General features: G+C 64.0%; 16 protein-coding genes and 1 tRNA gene. 4 read left to right on the top strand and 13 right to left on the bottom strand.

Annotated features, from left to right (window positions below):
- Positions 1 to 202: 202 nt before the first annotated feature.
- Positions 203 to 1831 carry a phosphoglycerate dehydrogenase gene (serA, locus tag Pan44_RS20490; protein ID WP_145033158.1) on the top strand — a complete coding sequence of 543 codons (1629 nt, stop codon included), beginning with the start codon at positions 203 to 205 and terminating at the stop codon, positions 1829 to 1831.
- Positions 1832 to 1900: 69 nt separating this feature from the next.
- Here the strand turns inward: serA and Pan44_RS20485 are convergent.
- The 9 genes from Pan44_RS20485 to Pan44_RS20445 form a co-directional block, all read right to left on the bottom strand.
- A tRNA-Ala gene (locus Pan44_RS20485) sits at positions 1901 to 1973 on the bottom strand.
- 215 nt (positions 1974 to 2188) lie between these two features.
- Positions 2189 to 4474 (bottom strand): replication restart helicase PriA, encoded by a 2286-nt coding sequence (priA, locus tag Pan44_RS20480; protein ID WP_145033155.1) that lies wholly within the window; start codon positions 4472 to 4474, stop codon positions 2189 to 2191.
- Positions 4475 to 4528: 54 nt separating this feature from the next.
- Positions 4529 to 5656, bottom strand: a complete 1128-nt coding sequence (locus tag Pan44_RS20475) for a type II secretion system F family protein (RefSeq protein ID WP_145033151.1) — start codon at positions 5654 to 5656, stop codon at positions 4529 to 4531.
- Positions 5657 to 5740: 84 nt separating this feature from the next.
- Positions 5741 to 6589 carry a type II secretion system F family protein gene (locus Pan44_RS20470; RefSeq protein ID WP_145033148.1) on the bottom strand — a complete coding sequence of 283 codons (849 nt, stop codon included), beginning with the start codon at positions 6587 to 6589 and terminating at the stop codon, positions 5741 to 5743.
- Positions 6590 to 6682: 93 nt separating this feature from the next.
- The gene (locus Pan44_RS20465) at positions 6683 to 8008 is read right to left on the bottom strand and encodes a CpaF family protein (RefSeq protein WP_145033144.1); all 1326 of its coding nucleotides are present in this window, start codon (positions 8006 to 8008) and stop codon (positions 6683 to 6685) included.
- Between the two features lie 124 nt (positions 8009 to 8132).
- Positions 8133 to 9311 (bottom strand): hypothetical protein, encoded by a 1179-nt coding sequence (locus tag Pan44_RS20460; protein WP_145033141.1) that lies wholly within the window; start codon positions 9309 to 9311, stop codon positions 8133 to 8135.
- Between the two features lie 91 nt (positions 9312 to 9402).
- Positions 9403 to 10482 carry a Flp pilus assembly protein CpaB gene (cpaB, locus tag Pan44_RS20455; protein WP_145033139.1) on the bottom strand — a complete coding sequence of 360 codons (1080 nt, stop codon included), beginning with the start codon at positions 10480 to 10482 and terminating at the stop codon, positions 9403 to 9405.
- 52 nt (positions 10483 to 10534) lie between these two features.
- Complete coding sequence (locus tag Pan44_RS20450; RefSeq protein WP_145033137.1) at positions 10535 to 10960, bottom strand: TadE/TadG family type IV pilus assembly protein; 426 nt, start codon at positions 10958 to 10960, stop codon at positions 10535 to 10537.
- Positions 10957 to 11550 carry an A24 family peptidase gene (locus tag Pan44_RS20445; protein ID WP_145033134.1) on the bottom strand — a complete coding sequence of 198 codons (594 nt, stop codon included), beginning with the start codon at positions 11548 to 11550 and terminating at the stop codon, positions 10957 to 10959. The genes Pan44_RS20450 and Pan44_RS20445 overlap by 4 nt, the downstream gene beginning before the upstream one ends.
- 386 nt (positions 11551 to 11936) lie before the next feature.
- On the opposite strand from Pan44_RS20445, the gene Pan44_RS20440 reads away from it, so the two are divergent.
- From Pan44_RS20440 to Pan44_RS20430, 3 genes are all read left to right on the top strand, one after another.
- Positions 11937 to 12533, top strand: coding sequence for a DUF488 domain-containing protein (locus Pan44_RS20440; RefSeq protein WP_145033131.1), 597 nt, complete (start codon positions 11937 to 11939; stop codon positions 12531 to 12533).
- 146 nt (positions 12534 to 12679) lie between these two features.
- The gene (locus Pan44_RS20435) at positions 12680 to 13213 is read left to right on the top strand and encodes an FHA domain-containing protein (RefSeq protein WP_145033128.1); all 534 of its coding nucleotides are present in this window, start codon (positions 12680 to 12682) and stop codon (positions 13211 to 13213) included.
- A gap of 46 nt (positions 13214 to 13259) precedes the next feature.
- Positions 13260 to 15734, top strand: coding sequence for a BatA domain-containing protein (locus tag Pan44_RS20430; protein ID WP_145033125.1), 2475 nt, complete (start codon positions 13260 to 13262; stop codon positions 15732 to 15734).
- Positions 15735 to 15757: 23 nt separating this feature from the next.
- On the opposite strand, the gene Pan44_RS20425 is transcribed toward Pan44_RS20430, so the two are convergent.
- From Pan44_RS20425 to Pan44_RS20410, 4 genes are all read right to left on the bottom strand, one after another.
- Positions 15758 to 17152 (bottom strand): SPOR domain-containing protein, encoded by a 1395-nt coding sequence (locus Pan44_RS20425; RefSeq protein ID WP_145033122.1) that lies wholly within the window; start codon positions 17150 to 17152, stop codon positions 15758 to 15760.
- 401 nt (positions 17153 to 17553) lie between these two features.
- Positions 17554 to 20265 carry an O-antigen ligase family protein gene (locus Pan44_RS20420; RefSeq protein ID WP_145033118.1) on the bottom strand — a complete coding sequence of 904 codons (2712 nt, stop codon included), beginning with the start codon at positions 20263 to 20265 and terminating at the stop codon, positions 17554 to 17556.
- A 15-nt stretch (positions 20266 to 20280) separates the two neighbouring features.
- Positions 20281 to 22521, bottom strand: coding sequence for a GumC family protein (locus tag Pan44_RS20415; RefSeq protein ID WP_145033115.1), 2241 nt, complete (start codon positions 22519 to 22521; stop codon positions 20281 to 20283).
- Between the two features lie 136 nt (positions 22522 to 22657).
- Positions 22658 to 23767: an SLBB domain-containing protein gene (locus Pan44_RS20410; protein WP_145033112.1), complete on the bottom strand. Its 1110-nt coding sequence runs from the start codon at positions 23765 to 23767 to the stop codon at positions 22658 to 22660.
- Positions 23768 to 24119: the final 352 nt, after the last annotated feature.

Here is a 24119-nt window from a genome sequence, read left to right as displayed (position 1 = left end):
CTGGGCCTGAGGAGGGCTGTTCGCGCGATGCGGGGCTCGACGGGCGCCTCGGTCCTGCCGGAACGGCGAGCTGGCGTGTCCGCGGTCGGGCGTTGCCTTGCTCATGGGGGCCAGACGTCTATCCTTTCCTCTTCGCATTTGCCCCGTTTCTCACTCGGACCCCCGCCTGCCGCGGCCGCGGTCCCTTTTTCCGAGCGTCACGATGCCCCGCGTTTTGATTACTGATGGTCTGTCCGCCGCTGGCCAGAAACTTCTCTCAGAGACCCCGGGGATCGAACTCGTCGTCAAATCGGGTCTCAAACCGGAAGAAGTCCGGGAAGAGCTGAAGAACGCGGACGCGATTATCGTCCGCAGTGCAACCAAGCTGACGGCCGCCCTTCTGGACGGCCAGACCCGGCTCAAGGCGATCGTCCGCGCCGGCGTGGGCGTCGACAACATCGACCTCGCGGCCGCCACGAAGCAGGGCATCATCGTTTCGAACACGCCCGCCGGAAACACCACCAGCACCGCCGAACACACCATCGCCCTGCTGATGGGCCTCGTCCGCCAGATCGGGCCTGCATCGCAGACCATGCGGGAAGGCAAGTGGGATCGCAAGAGCTTCAACGGCACGCAGCTCGCCGGAAAGACGATCGGCGTCGTCGGCCTCGGACGGATCGGCCTCGCCGTCGCCCGTCGCTGCCGTGGGCTGGAAATGAACGTTCTGGGCTACGACCCGTTCCTTTCACCTGAGAAGGCAGCCGAGCAGGGCGTCGAGCTGTTCCGCGACATCGACGCCATGCTTCCCAAGTGCGACGTGATCACCGTCCACACACCGATGACCGAAGAGACGAAAGGCATCATCAACGCCACGCGTCTGGCTGCGATGAAGAAGGGAGTCAGGATCATCAACGCGGCCCGCGGCGGCATCGTCGATGAAACGGCTCTCGCCGACGCCATCGAAAGCGGCCACGTGGCCGGCGCGGCGCTGGACGTGTTCACCAGCGAGCCGCCGAAGGACTGGCGCCTGCCGAAGCTGCCGCAGGTTCTCGCAACCCCGCACCTGGCCGCGTCGACCGACGAAGCCCAGGAGCAGGTCGCCGTCGAAGCGGCCGAGATCCTGCAGGCCTTCTTCACGCGCAATGAAGTCCGGCATGCGGTCAACATGGCCGCCATCTCGGCCAAGGAAGTGGAAGGCCTGAAGCCTTATCTCGACCTCGGCTACCGCCTGGGCCTGTTCCTCGCCCAGCTGACCCGCGGCGCCGCCGTGAATTCCGCGACGATCACCTACCAGGGTGACGCGGCCGGCCGGCCGACGAAGCTGATCACGAATGCGTTCACCGCCGGCCTGCTCCAGCACGCCCTGGAAGAGGTCAACATCATCAACGCCGAGCTGATGGCCCGCGATCGCGGAATCAGCATCACGGAAACGAAGTCCAATATCTCGGCTGATTTCGCATCAATGATTTCCGTTTCGATCGGGACGACTGAAGGCGAACGGCAGGCGGCCGGCACGATCTTCGGGAACGAGTTCCTGCGGCTGGTGCGTCTCGACGAGTACCAGATGGACGCCTACCTCGACGGTCTCATGCTCGTCTATCGCCATAAGGACGTCCCGGGCCTGATCGGCGCCATCGGGACGGCGTTCGGCAAGCACCAGGTCAACATCTCGCGGATGGCACTCGGCCGGGCCAAGAATCAGCCGGGTGGCGACGCGATCGCGATCCTGAACCTCGACAACGAGCCTTCTGAAGCGGCCCTGAAGGAGGTCTCCGGCCATCCGGACGTCACGGGCGTGCAGCTCGTGACGCTGCCGCCGGCCGGCGCCCCGCTGCCGTGGCTCGGGCTGTAACCGCCCGGACCGATCGAGCGAACAAAAAAGGGACGGACACGATTTGTATCCGTCCCTTTTTTCGTCGAGTGGAGGCGAAGGGAGTCGAACCCTCGACCTCAGCATTGCGAACGCTGCGCTCTCCCAACTGAGCTACGCCCCCTCGCGATCCTCCGCGCGTCCCGGCAAGCCGAAACGACGGGGAGACGCAGAATATCGGCCGCCGCCCACGGTGAAAAGCGAAGTTCAAGAAGAGAGCAGGGACGGTTTGTTTTGGTGCTGCTCTGGAGCGCGGTGGATGTTGAGGCGTGCGGTTTGGCGAACAACTCCTGGCTCGACCGGCGGCTCGCGCCTTGCCGCTCACCTGGCGAGCGTCCTCTATCTTAAATCGAGTGGATCGACGTCGATCGTCAGCTCGACTTCGTCCGGCAGCGAAAACCGGGCTTCCGCGGCGCGCCACCATTCGAGAATCTGCTCGATCGTCGGGGCCGACAGCTGGCAGTGATATCGGAATAGCTTCTTCAGTCGCAGAATCGGCGCGGGGGCGGGACCGAGAATCCTCAGGTCGTCGCCGCGCCCTTTGGCCGTCTCTTTCAGCGTCTCCACGATCTTGCGGATTTCGGCCCGGACGAGGTCCTCACGGGGCCCGCGGACGATCACCCGCGCCAGGTTCGTCGCGGGAGGGGCATGGTGCTCCCGCCGCTGCGCCAGCTCCCGCTTTGCGAATCCCAGGTAATCGTGCTCGGCGGCCAGCTGGATCACGGCGTCATCCGGGGACATCGTCTGCACGATCACCCGCCCTGCCTTTTCCCCGCGCCCCGTCCGCCCGGCCACCTGGGCGATCAGCTGGAACGTTCTCTCCGCCGCCCGCAGGTCCGGCTGGTGCAGCATCGAGTCGGCGTCGATCACGCCGACCAGCGTGACGTTCGGGAAGTCCAGCCCCTTGGCGATCATCTGCGTCCCCAGAAGGATGTCGATCTCGCCCTTCCGGAATCGCTCGAGCGCCTCGTCGTGGCTGCCCGGCTTACGCATGGCGTCGCTGTCCATCCGCACGATCCGGGCGTCGGGAAACTTCGACCGCACTTCCTGCTCGAGCTTCTGTGTCCCCGCGCCGAGGTATTTCTGTCCTGGCTGGCCGCAACTGGGGCATCGCTCCGGGGGAGGCATCTCAAAGTCGCAGCTGTGGCAGAGCAGCTTTCCGCGGTCGCGATGCCACGTGAGAGAGATATCGCAATCGGGACATTTCACGCCCTCGTTGCACTTGAGGCACCACAACACGGGCGAGTAGCCGCGGAGGTTGAGGAACAGGATCACCTGCCCTCCCTCATTGATCGACCTCTCGATCGAGTGCTTGAGGGCCCGGCCAATCGAGTGCCCCCGGGGAACGAGAGCATCGTTCCGCGTATCGACAATCACGACCGGGGGAAGTGGTCGCTGCTCGACTCGGTTCGGCATCTCGATGAGGCGATCGAGGCCTCGCTGAGCGCGATCGAACGATTCCAGAGTCGGGGTAGCCGATCCCAGGACGAGCGGCACACCGGCACGCCGGGCCCGTTCCCGCGCGACTTCGCGGGCGTGGTAACGCGGAGTCGCGTTCTGCTTGAAAGTCGTCTCGTGTTCTTCATCGAGCACGATGATCCCCAGGTGGGGCGTGGGAGCGAACACGGCGCTCCGTGCCCCGATGACCACTTCCACTTCGCCGCTGGCGATCCGCTGCCAATGCCAGTGCCGCTCGGCATCGCTCAGATGGCTGTGCAGCACGGCGAGAGACGAGAACCGGCTTCCGAAGCGGCGAATCGTCTGCGGCGTCAGGCTGATTTCGGGGACGAGCACGATCGCCTGCCGTCCGTAGCTCACCACTTCGCGGATGGCGCGGATGTAGATTTCCGTCTTACCGCTGCCCGTCACTCCGTGCAGCAGGATGGTCTCGTGCCGCGGTGCCTGCAGGGGCTCGAGAATCGCGTCCAGCGCCGTCTGCTGGTCGGGGTTCAGGATGAGGTCGGCCGTTCTTGCCGCGGGTGTGTATTCCTCGGTCATCGTCGACCGGCGCTGACGGACCGGCACGATGAGCTTCTTGTCCCGCAGTGCATGAATGGGGGACGTGCCGCATTGCGCGGCGGCTTCGAGCTGATCAACCGGCACCGGGCCGTCGGCTTCCTGCAGCACCTCCAGGACCGCGCGCTGTCGGGCCGGCAGCTTCAACGAGGCGGCCTTTTCGAGCGCCCCTTCCGCAAGCTGGAAGCACCGGATTTCCCGCGTGCCGGCCTGCTTCTTGACCCCGGCGGGAATGACGCTGTCGAGCACCTGTCCCCAGCTGCCGAGATAGCGCTCCGAAATCCATTTCGTCAGTTCGAGCATGTCGCCCGCAATAAGCGGTTCGCGGTCGATGAGCGCATCGATCGACTTGAGACGCCGCGCGGCTGGAGGCGGCGAACCGACGGCCACGACGAAGCCGACTTTCAGCTGGTCGCCTCGCCCGAACGGAACCTTGACCCGTTGGCCTGGCCGGATCAGATCGCGGAGTGCGTCCGGAACCAGGTAGTGAAACGTGGTCGGAGTCGGCAACGGCAGAACGATCTCCGCCGTCAGCAGGTCCGCTTCAGCAGCGAGTTCCCACGGCTCTGGAGCGTCGGGGAGATCGAAAAGTCGGGGTTGGCCAGCCATTGCGGAACAGGTGAAGTGTTGTCCGCAATGGTAGCAGGTTCCCGCGACGCGACCCTAGCGGCCGTTCGCCCCCGCCTGGTCCATCTGCATTCCCTGGTTCGTGGCGTTCAAGATCTCGGCGCCGCGGCCGGTGAAGAAGTCGTTCAGTTCGATCGTCGCCGGCCCGAGGAGGAACATGAACACCGCGGGCATCAGGCAGAGCACGGTCGGAAACAGCAGTTTGAACGTCGCCGCATTCGCCTTTTCATCGGCCCTCTGGCGATAGCTCTCCCGCATGTTGTCCGAATGCTCGATGAGCGCTTCCGACATGCTCGTCCCCATCCGCTCGGTCTGGATGAGAAGTGACGTGAACGAGTGGACTTCCGGAATATCGACGCGGTTGGAAAATGCGCGCAGGGCCTGGTCGAGCGTGCCGACGCGGGCCTGGTCGGTGACGATCTTCAACTCCTTCGCCAGCGCCGGGTAAACGGGATCGAGTTCCTTGCTGACGCGGGCCAGAGCCGTCGGGACGGTCATCCCCTGGCTGACGCACATGTTGAGCAGGTCGAGCATGTCCGGCATGCCGCGCCCCATTTCTTCCAGACGGTTTTTCGCCCGCGTCCGGACGTAGATCGTCGGCAGCGACCAGCCAAGGATCGCGAACACGACCATCGCACCGATCACGTAGGGCTCCAGCGGCTCTGGAACCAGGACGAGCAGCAACCCGAAGATCAGGATCGGCAGGACGATGCCCAGGCAGCGGATGGCCGCCAGGTTGTGCCACGCGTGCGCCGAGTAGTATCCGGCGTTCTTGAGCGTCGTGGAAACGACTTCTTTCCGCTCATCGGATTCCGGCAGCAGTTCGGCCAGGGACGGCGTCGCGGCGCCGAAGACGTAGTCGCTGTCATCGGCGATCGGTGTCCCGCGCCAGGTCCCGCCGACATCCGGCGCTGCAGGCCGGTAGGCGGGGGGCGTGTAGATCGGCTTGGTTTCCATCTGCACGGAACCGGCCGACCGGGACGTAATCGTCGCCGGCTGGGAAACGGGAGTTTTGGCCTTCACACGCGCGGGTCGCGAGGCGGATTGCTTCCGCCAGCGTTTGTAGACGATCCGGACGAAACAGAGCGCGATCACCAGCCCGAATCCCGCCGCGATCAGCAGGCGGTTGTTCGGAGTAAAGCCGGGGAGGAGTTGTTCGAGCATGGCGGCCCCCTTCTGCGGGGATGTTTCAGTTCCGCCGGCGAGACGAGGTTCGCCGGAAGTGGATCGGTGATTCGCGAAACGTCGTTACGACTGCTGGCTCTTCCGGAGAACGGCCATGACCCAGATCGCTCCCACGAACTCGAGGAAGAACGCGGTGATCGTGACGAAGCGGCCCCAGGGCGAGGCCATCAGGTTGCTGAGGTAGTTCGGATCGCGGAACGCGAAGAACGCCAGGATCGCCGGAGGCAGGACGATCATCAGGAACGCCGTTCCGCGGCTGGCCGCCGTCGCGGCCTTGAGACGCCCCTGGAAGGTCATTCGGTCGCGGACAGTCTGGGCCAGCCGCTCGAGGACCTTCACCAGGTCACCGCCCGTCTGGCGATGGACCGACAGCGCCGTCACGAAGACGCTCGAACTGACAAGACCGGTGCGGGTCGGAAATTCGCGGAGGGCCGCGTCGAGCGGAACGCCGAGGGCGAGTTTGCGGGTGCATGTCTGCAGTTCGCTGCCCAGCGGCAGCGGGGTGTCTTCCGCCACCTGCTGGAGGCAGTGTTCGAGGCTGCGTCCTGTTTTCGCTGCACGGGCCAGTTCATCCAGCATGCCCGGCATCTGGCTCATCATGGTCGATTGCCGCCGCATGCGGGAGGCCGCCATGGCGACGATTGGAAGCAGCGTTCCCATGACGCCGGCCATGGCCGTCGTCAGGAGGTTCTCCTGGATGACGAAGACCAGCCCGCCGAGGAGCACGCCCGTGCACAGGCAGAGCGCCAGGACCACCGCCGGCGACCAGCCGAATCCCGACTGGATCATCAACAGGTCGAACCAGTTGTTGATCCGGTTGCCGACGTCCTGTCGATCGGGCTGCGCGTAGGTTTCCTGGGGCTTCAGGATCCCGGCGAATTCCGGCTGAACTTGAATGACTGTCGGAGACATGTCCCACCCACTCAGTCTTCACTCAAAGTCACAGACAATCTGTCTGTGCAGCACAAACAGGGTGTCTGTGCCAAGGGTTGATTTCGCTGCGGCTCAGTTGGCCGGCTTGTATTCCCCGCCGGTTTTCAGCTCACGTGCTGTAAACAGGCCGGGGTCCAGTTCGATGCCGCGGGCCGCCATGCGTCGGAGGGCCACCGGCTCATGACCGGTCGCGTAGAACGAGCCGATCAGTTTTCCCCGTTCGTCGATGCCGGCTGACCTGAAGACGTAGATGTCTTCCAGCTGAAACTCGCCATCGACGACTCCGGTGAGCTCCGAGATTCGCATGACCTTGCGTTCACCGGTGCTCAGGCGGGCGACGTGAACGAAGAGCTGGATTGCAGCCGCGATGTACTGGCGGGCGACCCGGGTCGGCAGTTCCGCTCCCGAGAGGGCGATCATCAGTTCCAGGCGGTGCAGAGCGTCACGCGTGTCGTTGGCGTGCAGCGTGCTCATCGAGCCATCGTGGCCCGTGTTCATTGCCTGCAGCATTTCGAGTACTTCGCCGCCACGGGCTTCGCCGACGATGATGCGGTCCGGCCGCATACGCAGGGTGTTTCGCAGCAGGTCGCGCTGGCTGATGACCCCTTTGCCTTCGACGTTCGGCACGCGGGTTTCGAGGCCGACGACGTCCGGCTGCTGAAGCTGGAGTTCCGCCGTTTCCTCGATCGTGACAACGCGCTCGGCCAGCGGGATGAAACGGCTCAGGTTATTCAGGATCGTCGTTTTGCCCGCACCGGTGCCTCCCGAAAGCACGATATTCTGCCGGGACTTCACCGCGGCGACGAGGAAGTCGGCCATCTCGGGAGCCAGGGTTCCGACGCGGACCATGTCCTCAAACTGCACGATGCGGTTCTTGAACCGGCGAATCGACAGGGTCGGGCCCCGCAGCGCCAGCGGCGGAATCACCGCGTGCAGACGGGAGCCGTCCGGCAACTTGGCGTCGACCATCGGCGACACCTCGTCGATCCGGCGACCCGCCTGCCCGACGAGCCGCTGGATGAAATTCAGCAGGTGATCGTCATCCGCGAACCGGACATCGGTCCTCTCCAGGAGGCCGTTTCGTTCGACGAACACCGTGTCGGCGCCGTTCACGAGCACGTCGCTGACCGTCGGATCATTCATCAGTTCCTGGAGCGGGCCGAAGCCATAGACTTCGTCCATCAACTCGCGAACCATGGCATCGCGATCGCGATCGGACAGTTCGGAGCGACTGGCCAGATGGCTGGCCAGCGCCTGCATCTGCTTGCGGAATTCGTCCGGCCCGAGTTCGCCGGCCTTCGACAAGTCGATCGAATCGACCATCTGCCGGTGCAGCCGTGTCTTCAACTGCTGGAACGCCCGCCGGTGATCCGACTGCGGCTGATTCAGAGCAACCATGATGACTCGCCTTCAAGGATTCACTGCAACCGGGAAGCGCTGCTTCCCGGTCGCCTGCCATGTCTAACTCGAAGCAATTTCACAACGTGTTCGGTGGAAGCCAGGCCCCGGGCCCGCTTCGATCTCAGTTCGTCAACAACGCCTTGCACACATACGGATTCCAGAGCACCGGCATCTCGTCGTCGACGATTGCGGTCCTGGTGACCACGACGGCCGGCTGCAGCTGCAGGACGACCATCCCATCGGGCGACTGCTGGATGGCCAGGATGCGAACCGCAACCAGTCGGCTGCAGATGAGGTTCCATTGATCCGGTGAACTTCCGGGCGTGACTGCGTCGTACAACAGGCACATCCGGGCCTGGCCGATCAACGACCTCAGCTCGGTGGTGACTTCATTCGGAATCTTCGGCGTCGATTTCAGGGTCAGCGGCTTGCCGTCGAGCCAGAGTTCGCCGCCATGCTTCCGAAGGTCGTCGGCCGACCATCCATCGCGACACTGGTCGGCCAGCTTGCGTCCGGAGAGTCCGTTGCCGATATCGAAGACGTGGACAGTCGCCAGCATCTGCTGCTCGGGATCGGCTTCGATCGGCGCGGACCACACCGTGACCTCGGAAACGCCGTCAGGAATCGGGGTGACTGTCGCAGTTCCGTAAGGCACACTGCTGGTATCCAGGCCCGCGCCCGCGGTGACCGCTGCATCCCAGCCCGTCGGGCCGACGGCCGCGATCGCAATGGGGAGCATGGGGGCGTTCACGCCTTCGTAAGGCCTGAGGCCCGCCACATGGTGATCGACTTTCGCGCGGACAGTCGTCCGGAGCAGGCGGCCGGCGCCGGTCAGATCGCGAACGAGCAGTCCCACGGGATTCGAAGGTCCGCGTCCCTGTTCGATGTGCACGGCCACGCAATCGGGCCGTTCACTGGTGCGAACAAAGACCTTTCCGCCCGTCGCATCTTCAATTTCACGCCCCAGCTCGATGTCGCCCTCCTCGTCGGCCCACAGCTTGACCGGCTGTCCCCCGACGAGATTTCTGGCAGCGATGTCCGACGCCGCGGTGCGAGCCGTCTGGCAGATGGTTTCCCAGTCCGGAACTTTCCGGAGCGTGCTGTCATCTGCGAGCCGGTTCGCCGCCGCGAGGGCAGCCGCTTCACCGGCAGCACGCAGTTCCAGGAATGCCGAGTCCTGCCAGAGTCGATCAAACACCAGCGCGATGGCGCCTCCGACCACCAGCAGCGCGATCGCGATCGCCGGGACCATGCTTCCCTGGCGGCGATGTGCGGTGTGCTTGGACGGACGGCGAATCATGGCTGGACCGCCGGCAGACGCCGGCCGATGTTGCTCGGGGCTCGAAGGAGAAAGATCGCCCCCCGAAAGGGGCGCTGGACCTCATAACCGCTTACAGTCCTTCGCCCTGGCTGAAGTTCGAGAACCCGTTGTTCAGTCCGTTCTGGCCGTTGAATCCGCCCTGATTCATCCCGCCCTGGTTCATTCCGCCGTTGCGGGCGGAGTTCATCATCGAGTTGTTGACGTTGGCGTTCTGGCCGTTGTTTCCAAACTGGCCGTTGCCCGAGGGAACGGAGAGCAAACCGTCTCCGTTCGGGTCATACAGGCGGGGCGGGGTCCGCATCCGGTCGAGCGCATCGCCCGACCGATTCACATCGCCATAGTCTCCGCCGACCCGCTTGCCGTCACGGAACTGCACGACGCTCCGGCCCGAGCCGAAGAACATCTCCACCGTCCGCGGCGGCGCTTCCTTCTTCGGCTCGCTGAGTCCGAGAATTTCCGAAAGCGTCGCACGGTCGGCGTCGGCGACGGCCACTCCGCCGTTCCCCTTTCCTTCCGGGGTGTAGGTCAGCTGCAGGTCGCCCTTGTCTTTCGCCAGCAGGATGATGTTGGCCTGCTCCGGGGAGAGTTCGAGGGTCACCGTGGTGCTCCGTCCCGAGCGGGCGTTTCCGCTGCCCATCGAGAGGATCTTCACGCCCTTGAACAGGGTCATCGTGAACGGCCCCTTGACCGGGTCGGGATTCGAGGAGGGAGTGAAGTGGACGTTGACGTACTGGCCGGCGCGGACCAGGCCATCCACCTTGGCGCTCGCGTCCTGGAGATCGATCGAGACCGCCAGCATGCCCGGGGCAATGTCGAGCGGAGGAAAATCACCGGGCGGATACAGGTCGCCGGTATTGATCGGCTCGGCACGTTTCAGCGTGTTCTTCACCACGCGGCCGACGAGGATCCGTTCCGAGCGGACCGATTCCGGGATCAGGCGTTCGCGCTTGATCCTGGCCTGCCCCAGGTGAGCGGACGTGATGACCGTTCCCGGCGGCAGATCCGCGACCGGAACGGGCATCAGGTCGAGTTGCGGAGCTTCGACCACTTCCTGCCGGGCCATCAGCTTCTTCCCGGCATAGAGGGCCACAAGTCCGCCGACGCCAACGAGCATCAGCGTAAACAGGGTGGCGGGAGTCAAACGTTTCACGGCGAACCTCTTCTTGAAGCGATCAGGTGTGTTTCGTTCCGGCGCGGGACCGCTATTCCTTGACCATCCGTGACTGACAGGAAATCTCGCGACCCTTCAGGCCGAAACCAATCGGCCACAACAAGTCGGGCGAAGCCGCCGACATGGGGACCCGCACGGTGACGACCACTTCATCGCCCGTGTATTCCCCGGGTTCCGTCTCGATGACCGCCTGAGGCCCCAGCCTGGAGCCCAGCGACCAGCGGATTTCTTCTTCAATGTCTTCCCGCGTGGCGAATGCCAGCGTTCCGCGGCGGCATCCCGCGCGGCACGCTTCGACGACATCGCCCCGCGAGGCGAACAGCAGCGAGTATTCAAACAGCCCGAGCAGCAGCAGGCCGAAGATCGGCAGCGTGATGATCAGCTCCATGCTGAGCACGCCCCGCCGCTTCCGGGAAACCAACGTCTGCGCGTGAGTCTTGAGCCGGCGACGGATCATTTCTGCACCTCCGCCGGTTGGGCAGGAGCAGCCTTCTCCACCGGCTTCTCTGCGGCCCGGGCAGCCTTGTTCAGACCGGGAATCTTCCAGGCCAGAACCAGCCACGTGGCCAGGGCCACTGGCACTGCGTAGGGCAGAATCCGACGAGCCTGCTTCTGAGCGCGGGTCTCGCCGGCCTTGGCTTTGAGTCGCTCCTGGGTCTTCCGCATTCCGCGGTTCAGGATGCCCCAGACGACCGCGCCCATCGTCAGCAGGACGACTGCGGCCGTGCTCGTCACGAGGACCAGCAACGTCATTTGAAAGCCCATCCAGACGGACATGGCCCCCATCAGCTTCACGTCGCCGCCACCGCCGCCGCCGATGAACCACAGGACGAACAGGACGCCAAAGCCGATGGCGAAGCCGGCCAGGCCGTCGAGGACTCCCGCCCACCCGTGAAACGCGATCTGGTAGATCCAGCCCGCGAAAAACATGGGCAGCGTGAGCTTGTTCGGAATTCGCTTCTCGCGAAGATCCCACGCCGCCGCCACGGCCGTGAACACGACCATGGCGACAACGAGAACCCAGTTCGCGGCAGTCAGTGAAAGCATGTTTTCGGGAACACCCGGTTTCAGGAGGGGGGTGGCAGGCCGTCGAGCCTTCGCCCATCGGCATGCAGCCGGGAAGAAGCACTCCCCGCGCCAATGGAACGCGATGAAGGCACACTCTGCCCAGCCTATGTTGCAAGCCTACGACACGTTTCCAGAACGCGCGTCCGATGTTGCCAAATCGTTACAGAACAGTGCCGACCGCGTGCCACGAAAGTTGAATGGTCCGACCATTCCGCCTGCATCGAATCGGTCACGAGCCGGCGAAATCGCTACGATCGTTTCGACCAGTGCTCCGTCACCGCCCCCCGTGCTGCCGAGACGCCTCCGCGCCACCCTCGTCGCACGGTCGGCGATTCCCACTCCTCCGCCTTGAGCTTTGCACACCGATGCCCGGCCAGCTCCTGACGATTGGGCACTCGAACCACCCGTTTGAAACTTTCGCCGGGCTGCTGTTGCAAAACGGCATCACGGCCGTGGCCGACGTCCGCTCCACGCCACACAGCAGCTACAACCCGCAATTCAATCGCGAGCCCCTCGCCGCCCGTCTTTCCGATGCCGGGATCGCCTACGTGTTCCTGGGGGAGGAACTGGGTGCGCGGCGTCTGGAGCCGGAGTGCTACCGTGGAGATCAGGTCGACTTCCTGTTGACCTCCCGATCTGCGCTGTTTGCACGCGGCCTGAAACGCGTCAGTGAAGGGCTGAAACAATTCGACATCGCCCTGATGTGCGCCGAAAAGGATCCCCTCGAATGCCACCGCACGGGCCTGGTGTGCCGCCGAGGCGCCTCTCACCTGGGTCGGCCCGGCCACATTCGCCCCGATGGCTCGATCGAAACGTGCGACGACCTGGAAACCCGCCTGCTGGACCTCGCCGGCCAGCCCCGGACGGACCTCTTCCGCTCCCTGGAAGACCGCCTCGACGAGGCGTACGCCTGGCTGGAGAGACGCATCGCATACCGAAAGCCTGCAGGGAAGAGACTTTAGCGACGGTGCGGGTGAAACCGGCCGTGTGCCGCGGGGCTCGCACTCCACCCCAATTCTCATGTCCTTCCGCTCTCTGCTTCGGCTATGATGTCCGAAGCTTTCACTCTCTCAGCGAACAACGAAGCGCGGCCAGCCGGTAGTCTTCCATGCCGATGTGTCTGATCCCGATGGACGGCAGCACACCGGTGCCGGTCGACAAGGCGGTCGTGCTGTTCGGCCGCCAGGCCGACTGCGATGTCGTCCTGCTCAACAGCCGGAAGGTGTCCCGGCGACATTGCTGCATTGCCCAGATCAACGGCGAATTCGTGATCCGCGACCTCGGGTCGATGAACGGCGTGCGTGTGAACGGGAAGCAGGTCAACAAGGAAGCCCGGCTGGGCATCGGTGATGAGATCCACATCGGCGACGTGGGCTATCGCCTGGCCGCCGTGGATGCCCTTCCGAAAAGAAAGCCGGCGCCGGTTCCTCCGCCGCCGCAGAAGCCCCTGGTCACCCCCGATCCGCGCTACCTCAGCCAGGATATCCCGGTCGCTCTGCCGGACGAACAGGTCAATTTCGCAGTCGAGGAAACCGCTCCCAAACTGAAGGCCGTCCCACGCCCTGCTCCGAAAGCCAAGGCGAAACCGAAAAAGCCCGGCAGCGTCTTCGAACTCTCCGAAGACGACATCGTGGATGACTGACTACAATTCGAGGTGATTCGTCACCTTACGCACGTCCCCTGGCGTCATGACCTGGCTGCACCCGGCAATTCTTTTCGGCCTCGGCCTCGTCGCCATTCCGGTCCTGCTGCATTTCCTGATGCGGCAGAAGCCGAAGAAATTTGTCTTCCCGGCGCTCCGGCTGATCCAGCAGCAACGGCGGTCCAACGCCAAACGCTTTCGCCTGCGGCACCTGTGGCTGCTCCTGCTGCGAATGGCGGCTCTGGCCGCGATTGTTTTCGCCATCGCGCGCCCCACCCTTCCGGCCGCCAACTACGGGCTGAACCTGCGTGAGGGCCTCACGCTCGCGGGTGTCGTCATCGCGGGTTTCATCGCCTACCGCGTGGCGCTGCACCGCGTCCGGTCTCAACCTCTTCCCAAATACGACCTGAATCTCAAACGCACCCGCCTGCGCGGCTGGGCGACCGGGTTGACGGTGCTGTCCGCCGCGTTCCTCGCGGGCTGTCCTTACCAGCGCCGTGTGGCCGCCGAGATCACGTCTCCCGCCCCCATCGCCCAGTTCGATCTCCCTGTGGCGGCCGTGTTCCTCTTCGACAACAGCCTCAGTCTCGAATACACCCAGCAGGGGCAGACGCGTCTCGCCGTCGCCAGGAAGCTCGCCAAGGAACATCTCGGCGACTTTCCGGCCGGAAGCCGTGTCGCGATCGCGGAGTCGTCGAATGACGACCCCGTGATTTTCCAGGCCTCGATCAGCGCGGCCCACTCCCGCATCGATGCCATCGAGCCGGCCGCCGTCAGTGTTCCTCTCAACGATCGCATTGTCGCGGCGGCCTCGCTGCAACGCGACGACAAGGCCCGCGTCGCTGCCGAGGGAGGAGACGTCAACCGCGACCGCTTCATGCGCCGCGTGTATGTGTTCACTGACCTCGCGGCCGGGGCCTGGCGATTCGGTCAGTCGACAGCGATCACTCGCAGCCTCGAAGAACAGCCGAATCTCTCCATCCAGATCGTGGATGTCGGGGAACTCCAGCCGCTGAACACTTCGATCGGACCCATCACTCTCTCAACGGAAGTGGTCACCCGTGACCTGCCGCTTTCCGTTTCTGCAGAAGTCAAAGTCGTCGGAGAATCTGGGGATCGGAAGGCCGTACTGTCACTGCTCGGCCCGGGGGGGCAACTGATCCCCCGCGACTCCCAGATCCGGACGCTGGAATCCGGCGTCCCCCAGCGCTTCGATTTCGCGCTGCTGACGGGCCTGGTCGGTCCTGTCGTGCATGGGGAGCTCCGGCTGCAGTCGACGGACCCCCTGAAGTTCGACGACGTGCGGTCTTTCACCGCACTCGTCGGGGCCGAGCCGAAGGTTCTGATCGTCGCGCCGACACTTCGGGAGACGACCGAAACGGAAACGGCCCTCGATATTGTCGGCTTCGAACCAGCCATCATCACGCCGCAGCAGCTGAACACCGCGGACGTCTCGAAGTACTCGGTGGTGTACCTGGTGAATGTCGAAGAAGTGTCTGACGAAGTCTGGAACAAGCTGGAAGCGTTCGTGAAGGCCGGAGGCGGGCTGGCCGTCGTCCTCGGAAGCGACCGGATCGACCCGACCAAGTACAACCGCGCCGCGGCCCAGCAGATCCTGCCCGCGCGGCTCGACACCTGGCAGCCATTCGGCAGCTACAAACTCTCGGTCGATCGCCGCGAGCATCCAGTCTTCTGGAAGTTCCGCCAGTTCCACGACGACAACGCTTTCGCGGCCTTCCAGAACGAAAACAACATCTACCGGTTCTGGCGGCTGACCGACCGCGCGGGCGATTCATCCGTGGCGGCGTCATTCACCGACGCCGACCGCTCGCCCGCCATCATCGATCGCCCCCACGGCCTGGGCCGGACGGTGATGTTCGCCACTTCAGTCCACCTGGCGGATTCCAACGCCGCGCGCTGGAACGATCTGCCGAGCCCGAACAAACCGGTGTGGCAATGGCTGGCGTTCATCGAACAGCTGACGGGGCATCTCGCCCGCGCCACCGACTGGCGTTTCAATGTGGTCGCCGGAGAGACCGTCACTCTGCCGATGCCTCCGCTCGAAGAAGACCGTGAGTTTCTGCTCCAGCGCCCTTCCTTCGCCCAGACACGGATCATCCAGAAAGCCAAGGCCCCGACGATCTCGATCTCCGAGACTCGTGAACTGGGGCAGTACAACGTCGCCCCGCCAGGCGGTCCGGCCGTTTCGGGCTTCAGCGTCAATTCCGCGCCGGAAGAAAGCGATCTCACTCGAGCCACCGAAGAGCAGTTCGAGCAGTTGCTGGGAAAGGGGCGTTTTCAGATCGCCCGTACGCTCGATGAGATCAAGGCCGACGTGAATGCGTCCCACCTTGGCAAGGAAGTCTTTCCCCTGATTCTGCTGCTGGCGATTCTCGCCTTCTGCGGAGAACACTTCGTCGCTAACTGGTTCTACGACTCCGACAACGACCGCGGTGAGACGCCGTCAACACCCGCACGTCGGCGGGCTGAACGCCCTTCCGAGCCGGTCGCCACGACTTGAATGCACGCCGAACGGTAGACGCTTCACCGGAACAGGTGGAGCTTTCCGGCGGTGCTTCCGGCCCGTGTGCCTGGCGTGCCGCTCAACACTCGCGTGGACGTCGCCTGGGCGGAGGCTTCCAGCGCCGGCGGCCGCAGGTGAGCGAGGCGCGGACGAAAAACGACCATCAGCACCAGTGGCAGGTACCACAGGAGGTACACGCCCCCCTGCTGGGTGAACCAGAACTGCGTTCCCACGATGATCGCCGCCGAGTGGGCCAGCAGGTGCTCCACCGTCTTATGTCGCGGCCAGACTGTGACCGAAAACAACATCGCGAAGTACGCGACGATGATCGGAATGCGGTAGATCGAGAAGAATGTTCCTTCGTCCCAGAACAGCGGGACATTCTCGCCACTGCGGAACGCCAGGCGGGCGACGTCGAGTGTGCCGATCGCCTGCCGGAGGAACGAGTTCGCATCCACGGACGTCATCAGCGCGCGGCCGCCAACGAGCACGCACATGACACAGCCCAGCGCTGCCGCAAACTTCATCCACCCTCGACGACCGTAAAACGCGGCCCAGAGCGGAAGCAGGAACAGCGGGAAAAACATGCTGCCGCAGGCCAGCCCGAGCAGCACGCCCGAAACCGCCGGCTTTCGGTAGGCGACAAACGCCCACACGATCAACGCGGCCGGGAAGACGTGGTTCAACTCGCCCACTCCGTAAGCCGTGCAGGGAAGCAGCAGGTACAGGGTCGCCATCGCCCAGCCGGCGAGCGGGTCCCCAAACAGCCGCTGCCCGACCGAAAGCAGGCCGAGGACGACGGCGAGGTGCGCCACCGTCGCCAGGATGCGGACAGCGAGGACCTCCGGAGGAACGCCGTCACGCGTCGCCAGATGCTCGGCGACGATCTCGACGGGAGTGGAAATCAGAGAACCGGCCAGCGGGTTACTGGCGGGATTCACTGGCGGAGCCGACGCGACGGCCGCCTTCGGCGCCACCTCATCGGGAGTGGGGGCGGGTTCGGTCACGGCGGCTTCGTCCTGCGTCACCACGACGGGCTTCGCGGGCGGCTTGGTGATCGCCTGGGCCGTGAGGAACACGAACGTACAGATGCACAGGAACGCCATTCCCGCGCCGTTCAGGTTTTGAGCAAACTGGGGACGGCGGGTGAGTGCCGTGTCCATCAGCAGGCGCACCAGAAGAACGGCCGAGACGGCGAACAGCCAGGTATACCCGACCGTGCGGAGCGTCTGGTCCCCTTCGTTGCCCGCTTCCACTAGAAGCAGGCCGGGCGACGTCGACAGCAACAGCCCCAGGTCAAAGTTGCGCAGTGACCACAGGCGGCTGAAACGGAAATAAACGGCAACGATCAGCAGCAGCGACAGGTAGAACCATGTCGCCGGAGTGACCGAGTACCCTCGGAGAATCGATTCCATCGTGAATTGTCTCGTCGAACCCAGCTCGACAACCGCCTGAGCGGGCGGTCAGTGGTCTCATCCTGGACCTTCGGCTGTGTCCGGACCCACAGGCATGCAGTCTCCCCGCATCCCCAAACAAACGACTCCTTCGCAGTGTCGCAGAGAGGGCTTACCCGGCCACATCTCCGCATTCGACAGCCCGCCTGGCCGCCGAATGTCATGTCGTACTCCAAGAAAGAGCTTATCGGCGTCCACCCGGCGTCGATAGGCGCAGCATGAAATCCAGATGCAGATTCCGGATTTCAGCGTCAGACAGGGCCTGCGAGACTTGACAGGAAAACCTGGCAGCTTTCGCAAAGTTTGAGGGTTCGGCCGACCTGAATGGCCACGCCACTCCCAAGAGGGTCCCCGCAACCCGATCAGCGGGTCGCCGATTCCGACGGTTCCCTCGCCACCCGGGTCCGGGCCTTCCCCTGCTGCATGATCGCCCGCTGGGCCAGGTTCTGGAGATCCGGGTTGTCAGGCTGCCGCTTGACGCACCACGTCAGGTGCTCGGCGGCCTGATCAAACTCTCCCTGTTCGAAGAGAATCGTTCCAAGGCGCTGACGGGCCAGCACCGAATTCCGGTTGGCATCCACAGCCGACTGGGCCGATTCCAGCATCAGGACGGGATCGTTCAGCTGCCTGTAGCAGTTGGAGGCCTGCAGCCAGTGGCGGACGGCCTCGGTCGGCGAGGCGGTTTTCGCAGCACCGATTTCCGCTTCCGCGAGGTGCGTCAGGACAATCGCCTTTCCTTTCTCATCCTCCGAATTCTCGTACGCCGACCACAGCATTCGAGTCGAATCGAGGTCCATCTCGAAGTTCTGCAGGAAGAACGTCGGAGGAACGAGTTCCGCCAGGCCCTGGATCAACTGCCTGCGATAGGTCGGGTCGCGATCGAAGGCTTCCCGCCAATGCTCCATCGCCGGCTCGAACCGCTGCGCGATGAACTCCCGGCGTCCGATCACGAAATGGACACGCGGATCGAACGGCCGCACCTCATACGCTTGGTCGACAAGCAATTCTTCTTCTTCATCGCCTGCCCCTTCCAGCCACGCGAGGTCGGAAAGCATCAGGTATCCGCGGCCGGCCACCGGGCACAGTTTCAGCGCACGCCGCGTACAGTTCAGGGCGGCCGACAGCATCTTGCGACGTTCGCCCAAGAGGGCCGGCTTCTCCAGCCACTCGAGCATTTCTTCGACCGACTCGAAGTTGCTCTTCGCCGCATCGCGAATCTGCGACAGCGGCATCGCATTATCCGAGTCGGCCAGCTTCAGCTCGACATACTGCACATACGATCGAGCGAGCGCCATCTGCGCCCGATGGGAATTCGGATTGCATCGCACCGCGGCCGCAATGGTGGCCAGCCGTCGGCGGGCCAGTCCCAGGTCAGCTGTCGACTCCTCGCGCTCTCCTTCGTCGGCGTTCATCGCCCGCGTCAGGTGGATGTAGTTGAACCAGTGGGGTTCGGCGGCGACGAGCGGCCACTCGAGCCGGATCGTGAAGGCCGCGAAGCAGGCCACACCACAGGCGGCTGCCGCCCATGTCATCCGCCCGAACTGGCCCCCTCCCTCCGCTGCCGCCGGCTGAGGCGCCGGGGACACCATCTGGTAGGTCCTCACCGCGGCAGCGGCGACGATCAGCACCACGGCCATCAACGCCGGGACATACCAGATGAAATCCGTGATCGAATGAACCAGGTTCATCGCCAGGACGGCCGTGATCGCCCCCAGCAGGGCGGCGGTGCGTGGGGAAGTGCTGCGTGAGATTCCCCGCAGACACCACCACGCAACGATCCCGATGAACAGGGCGGCGATTCCAAGCCCGGCGACGCCGGTCTCCATCAGCACCTGCAGGTAGCCGTTTTCGGCATGCGTGTACTCGACGCCCTCATTCCTGCCGTTGTAGTAGGTCGGATAAACCTCCACATGGCTGCTCAGCCCGGTTCCGGCGATCGGAAATTCCTTCGCCGCCGCAATCGCCGACGACCAGATCTTCCGGCGTGCTTCTCCCTGGTCGAGGGTCTCGACGTCCGTCGTCGCCAGGTCCGAAAGGCTCCGCTGGACCAGCGCCTCGATATTGTCGCCGAAGAACGCCAGTGAGGTGGCGCTCGCCACCGCAAGGCCGCAGATGGCGAGCGTCAGCCCCGCGCCGATCAGTCCCTGTCTCCACAGGAAGAACAGCGTCACCGCCGCGCCGATCGATCCGACAGCCATCCCGCCTCGCGACTGCGACAGCAGCAGCCCCGCCCCGATCACCGCCAGGCAGATGGCGGCCGCGACGGTCTGCAGTTTCTGGATGTCGCTCGTGACCCGTGACGACCTCCACTCGCTGCTGCTCCGCGAGCGCCGCCCACTCGATTCCTTGTCGACGGTCGCCAGCTTCCACAACCAGATGGGAAGCCCGAGCGCAATGAAATGCGCAAAGTGGTTCGCGTTCGTGAAGCCCCCTTTGGCAATCAGCGTCGCGTCCGTAAACGGGTGCTCGTAGAACCAGAAGAATTTTCCATTGCCGAACAGAAGTTGCAGCGAGCCGAACGCCGCCATGCCGGCCGTGGAAATGCCGATCCACGTCAGGACCTGCTGGACATCATCCGACCGCTGAAACCGTTGCACCGCCGTAAAGAACAGCAGCATGCACGACGCGACCGTCAGCAGGCTCGCGAGGGTGTCCTGCGGTGTCAGGCTGATCGTCGTCCATTCTCCGAGTTCGGAGACTTCGCTCCACAACGGAAGCCGCTTCTCGAGTGCCGGGGAAATGGAATGAACGGTGGCCGTGGGCAACGACACCACCTGCAGGATCAGCAGCGCCAACCCCATCGCGAACAGAGGCTCAGCGCCTGACCATCGCCACTTCGGGCGATCGGACAGAATCTGATGAATCGACCAGCAGAGCGCCGTCCAGCAGGTCAGCAGTCCCAGCAGGAGATGCCCCCACGCCTGACGCCCTCCCATCACATAGGGCAAGACGAAGATGATCGCGGCGAATCCGGCGTCCGTTCCGCGGACGAACGGCCCCGTCATGCCGGGATCAGGTTCGGCGGGACGCGACCGCGAACTGCGCTGGCGTCGGTGGGTGACGGTCTCATCCATGATCGCAGTCCGCTTTCATGCCGCGCGGCGAATCGGTTCCGCGGCGGGTTGGTCGTGCATTTCTTCACCGTACACGTAGCCGTACCCGTATCCGTAGGCGTACTCGTCGCCCTCACGGGCGTTGAGGTGGTTCACGACGATTCCGATCAGCGGGCATCCCAGCGCGGTCAGGTTCTCGGCCGCCCTCAGCACCATCTTGCGACGGTTCCGATCCGGACGGACGGTGATCAACGCGCCATCGACGACGCGGCCGATGATCTGGACGTCCGACACGGCCAGGGACGGCGGAGCGTCGATCAGGATCTGGTCGTACCGCTCCTGGGCCCACGCAATGAGTTCCGGAAGACGGTCGCCACTGAGCAATTCGGCGGGATTCGAAGGTCGTGGCCCGGCAGCGATGATGTCGAGATTCGCCAGTCCTGGCCGATAGATGAGAGGCTGCACGGCCTCTTCGATCGGACGATCCGATTTCAGGACGTTCGACAGTCCCGCCCGCTGGCCAAGGTCGAACAACTTCGTGAGACCCGGCCGACGCATGTCTCCGTCGATCGCCAGGATCCGTTTTCCGCCCTGGGCGAACGCGACGGCGAGGCTGCCGATCACCGTCGTTTTCCCGTCGCCGGGCTCGGTGCTCGAGATCGTCAGCACCTTCGTGTCGTTGTCCGAGAAATCGATCGCCGTTCGCAGCGACCGGAACGCTTCCGCCTCGACGGACGTCGGCCGGGCGTAGGGGTACAGGGATTCCAGCCCGTGTGGCGCCAGCGGCGGCAGCTTGCGGACCATGGCCAGGATCGGGGCTCCGATCTGCACCCGCAGATCATCCGGCGACCGGAAACGGTCGTCGATCAGATCGATGATGTAGACGGCGCCGAGTCCGCTTCCCAGTCCGCAGACCAGGGTCAACAGCATGATCATCGAGAGCTTCGGAGAGACAGGCGTCCGGTTGATTCGCGGGTCGGTGATCACCTTGGCCCGGATCCCCGTCTGCTTCCCCAGGTCGAGGTCGCGCATCCGCTCCATCAGCAAAGTATGGTGCGACTGCAGCTGGTTGATCTCGGCCGTCAGGATCTGAAGTTCGGCCACCTGCTGGTTCCTGCCGAGAGCTTCCTCGCGAAGCTGGTTGAACTGCCGTTCCAGTTCCTTCTCGTTGGCCTCGGCCAGCGAAAGGCGGGTGCGGGCGATCTCCAGCAGCCGGGGGGCAAGGACCGTCTTGCTCTGCTCGTTGGCCACCGCGCCGATCACTTCCTTGCGGCTGACGATGTACCGCTGGGTTTCCCGAATCCGGGCATCCAGAGCGATCACCTCCGGATGGCGCGCGCCGAGCACGGACAGCTTGTTCTGCAGTTCGGCCTGGTCGTTCACCATGCTCTGTTCGAGGCGCGCAACGGTCTGGGCATCGGAGGGCCCCAGCCCGCTGGCCGCCTTGATGAACTCCGTCGCCAGCGATTCGCTGAGTTTCATGGCGATCGCCTGGACGTCGTCGCCATTCTTGATGGCGGTTTCCAGGGCCGCTTTCATCGCGCGGGCGTCGGTCGTTTCCCGCTTGGCGACGATGAGGTCCTGGTTCAGCCGGATGATCGCCTCGTTCAGAACGTTGACAACCTTTTCGTCGGTGCTGAACAGCAGTTGCGATTCGCGGGTGAGCTGCGTATTCCGTGCCTGCTTCTCCTGCAGCGCCTGTTCGGTGCGGTTCAGGTCGGCCCGAAGAATCTTGAGCACGTCGAGGGCGGAGTCGGAGTGCATCGAGTTCAGGAACTCGAGCGACGCCGAAACGAGAGCGTCGACCACATAGTACGCCGTCTCCGGGTCCTTCGAGCGGTAGGCCACCTGGATGAGATTGGTCCGCCGCGCCGTGGACACCGAGACGCTGTTCCTGAAGGCGTCGAGCCAGCGATCGGGCGAAGTCCCGAGGAAGTCGCTGCGGTACTCTGAAGGAAGTTCACGCAGGGTCTGCTTGAGGACGCGATCGCTGGTGAAGACGCGTTCGAAGTTCGGCATCTGGTCGGTCAGCGACCGACCGCCGCCGCGATCCTTGTCGAGAACGCTCCCCCCCTGCTCCAGTACCAGCACTTCAGCGTGCGACTCAAAAAGCCGCGTGGAGGTGACATACTTCACCACCCCGAGGATCGAGCAGACGGTGAAGAACAACAGGACCGTTTTCTTGCGGGCCCGTGCGGTCTTCAGAAAGCGCACCATCCACGCCACGAGATCGGCGTGTTCGCCCGGCGTTGAAGTCTGTCCGTTCCCCACGTGCATGCGACTTTCCGAAGTCCCGTGACGGCAAGGATGCCGTCCCCTCCCCTGACGACGCCAACGGCCGCCTGATCTCAGACCCTCCCGCAGGAAGTCTTCCCGCCACCTCTCAAGGCACGGCCTGGCCAGATTGCTCCGGTCAGAACAACGCACCTCCCAGATTCACGCCAACCGTTCGGATAGCGTCCAGGAACACCGTCCCGGGCGTCTGCTCGATCGAAACCGTATCGCCAGGTTCGAGGAGCATGTTTTCGTTTCCGTCCCGCTTCGCCTTGCGGATGCTGGTTCCTACCAGCATTGGCTCCGCCCCTTCCCGGCGGCGGATGATGAACACCTTGTCCGCCAGCTGGTTCGACGTTCCGCCTGCCAGGGCGATTGCGTCCGTCAGCCGCATGTTCTTTCCCAGGGGGAATTCGTAACGATCGGGTTTGCGGACCAGCCCGATCACCTGAAGTGCCGGCGGATCGCGTTTCTCGACGCGGACGACGGCCCCGTCTTCGAGGTCGTAGTTGGTCGGCGCGCCCGATCCGAGCGACGCCAGATCGACCTTCAGCGTCCGCGACGACACGGTCTTCGCCGTCGTGTCATACGAGGTCAGCTGGTTGCCGGCCGCATCCGTTCCTTCGGCAATCCGTGGATTTCCATTATTGAGAGGACGGAATCCGGGATGATGAATCTCGACCATCGAGCCCGCTTCCTTCGTCAGGTTGCCGGCCTCCACCAGCGCCTGCAGCAGGTCGCTGTTTCCATTGCGGAGTTCGACCACGCCCGGCTTCTCGACAGCGCCCAGCACCGTGATCCGATTCACCTTCGGCCGCTTCATGACGACCGTCACGTGCGGAGTCCGGTAGATTTCACGGTCGATGCAGGCTCGCGTGATGGCGGCCTCTGCCTCTGCAAGATCCAGACCGGCCACGGGCACCCGCCCGACATGCAGAACATCGACTTCACCTGACTCGCTGACGCGGGAGGGCATGGTCTGGATGTCTTCCCGCTGCGTTCCCGCCGCGATCGTGACTTCCAGCACATCCTCGCAGGCGATCAGGTCTTCAGGGATGGTCGCCGAGGACAGCTTGGTCATATCGAACGTCGTGACGTTCGGAATCGACTTGGCATGCCACTGCGCAGGCAGGTTCTTCGCCGTGTAGACCTTCGTCTGCGAACACCCGCAAACGGCCAGACAGGCCAGAACGATTCCGAACCGCCGAAGGCGAAGCGAATGCCAGGTTGTGGTCGAAACGGGCATCATGCCGATCGTTTTGCGACGCGAAGGCAGGTCAAACCGGAAAATGTGTCCCAGGGCCAGAGGCGCAGACCTTCCATAGTCACGCCGCGCACCCCGGGCCGACAGGGCCGGGAAACTACGCCATCCTCGAAAAACGGGTCAAGACGATGTTGCCGCTTGAAGCCCTCGTAAACCCTGATTCTTGAATGAATTCTCGCGGCATCATTCGTTTTTGGAAAAAATCACTCACCGCTCGCAACGCTCGCATCCCCCGGAAGCCGTTTGTCATTGAGGAGCCGCGTCTCCCCGGCTGACAGTGCCGCCACGGTTCCCGGCGGGTTACAGTTTTCTTCTCCGGTTCCTGCCTCGTGGAATG

The organism is Caulifigura coniformis, from assembly GCF_007745175.1.
Classification (GTDB): domain Bacteria; phylum Planctomycetota; class Planctomycetia; order Planctomycetales; family Planctomycetaceae; genus Caulifigura; species Caulifigura coniformis.
The sequence above is the reverse complement of the archived record's forward strand: the minus strand, read 5'-3'. Positions and strand labels throughout refer to the sequence as shown.

Coding starts and splice junctions, on each gene's coding strand:
- serA (WP_145033158.1), top strand. CDS start 203: ATGCCCCGCGTTTTGATTACTGATGGTCTGTCCGCCGCTGGCCAGAAA.
- priA (WP_145033155.1), bottom strand. CDS start 4,474: ATGGCTGGCCAACCCCGACTTTTCGATCTCCCCGACGCTCCAGAGCCG.
- Pan44_RS20475 (WP_145033151.1), bottom strand. CDS start 5,656: ATGCTCGAACAACTCCTCCCCGGCTTTACTCCGAACAACCGCCTGCTG.
- Pan44_RS20470 (WP_145033148.1), bottom strand. CDS start 6,589: ATGTCTCCGACAGTCATTCAAGTTCAGCCGGAATTCGCCGGGATCCTG.
- Pan44_RS20465 (WP_145033144.1), bottom strand. CDS start 8,008: ATGGTTGCTCTGAATCAGCCGCAGTCGGATCACCGGCGGGCGTTCCAG.
- Pan44_RS20460 (WP_145033141.1), bottom strand. CDS start 9,311: ATGATTCGCCGTCCGTCCAAGCACACCGCACATCGCCGCCAGGGAAGC.
- Pan44_RS20450 (WP_145033137.1), bottom strand. CDS start 10,960: ATGATCCGTCGCCGGCTCAAGACTCACGCGCAGACGTTGGTTTCCCGG.
- Pan44_RS20445 (WP_145033134.1), bottom strand. CDS start 11,550: ATGCTTTCACTGACTGCCGCGAACTGGGTTCTCGTTGTCGCCATGGTC.
- Pan44_RS20440 (WP_145033131.1), top strand. CDS start 11,937: ATGCCCGGCCAGCTCCTGACGATTGGGCACTCGAACCACCCGTTTGAA.
- Pan44_RS20435 (WP_145033128.1), top strand. CDS start 12,680: ATGCCGATGTGTCTGATCCCGATGGACGGCAGCACACCGGTGCCGGTC.
- Pan44_RS20430 (WP_145033125.1), top strand. CDS start 13,260: ATGACCTGGCTGCACCCGGCAATTCTTTTCGGCCTCGGCCTCGTCGCC.
- Pan44_RS20425 (WP_145033122.1), bottom strand. CDS start 17,152: ATGGAATCGATTCTCCGAGGGTACTCGGTCACTCCGGCGACATGGTTC.
- Pan44_RS20420 (WP_145033118.1), bottom strand. CDS start 20,265: ATGGATGAGACCGTCACCCACCGACGCCAGCGCAGTTCGCGGTCGCGT.
- Pan44_RS20415 (WP_145033115.1), bottom strand. CDS start 22,521: ATGCACGTGGGGAACGGACAGACTTCAACGCCGGGCGAACACGCCGAT.
- Pan44_RS20410 (WP_145033112.1), bottom strand. CDS start 23,767: ATGATGCCCGTTTCGACCACAACCTGGCATTCGCTTCGCCTTCGGCGG.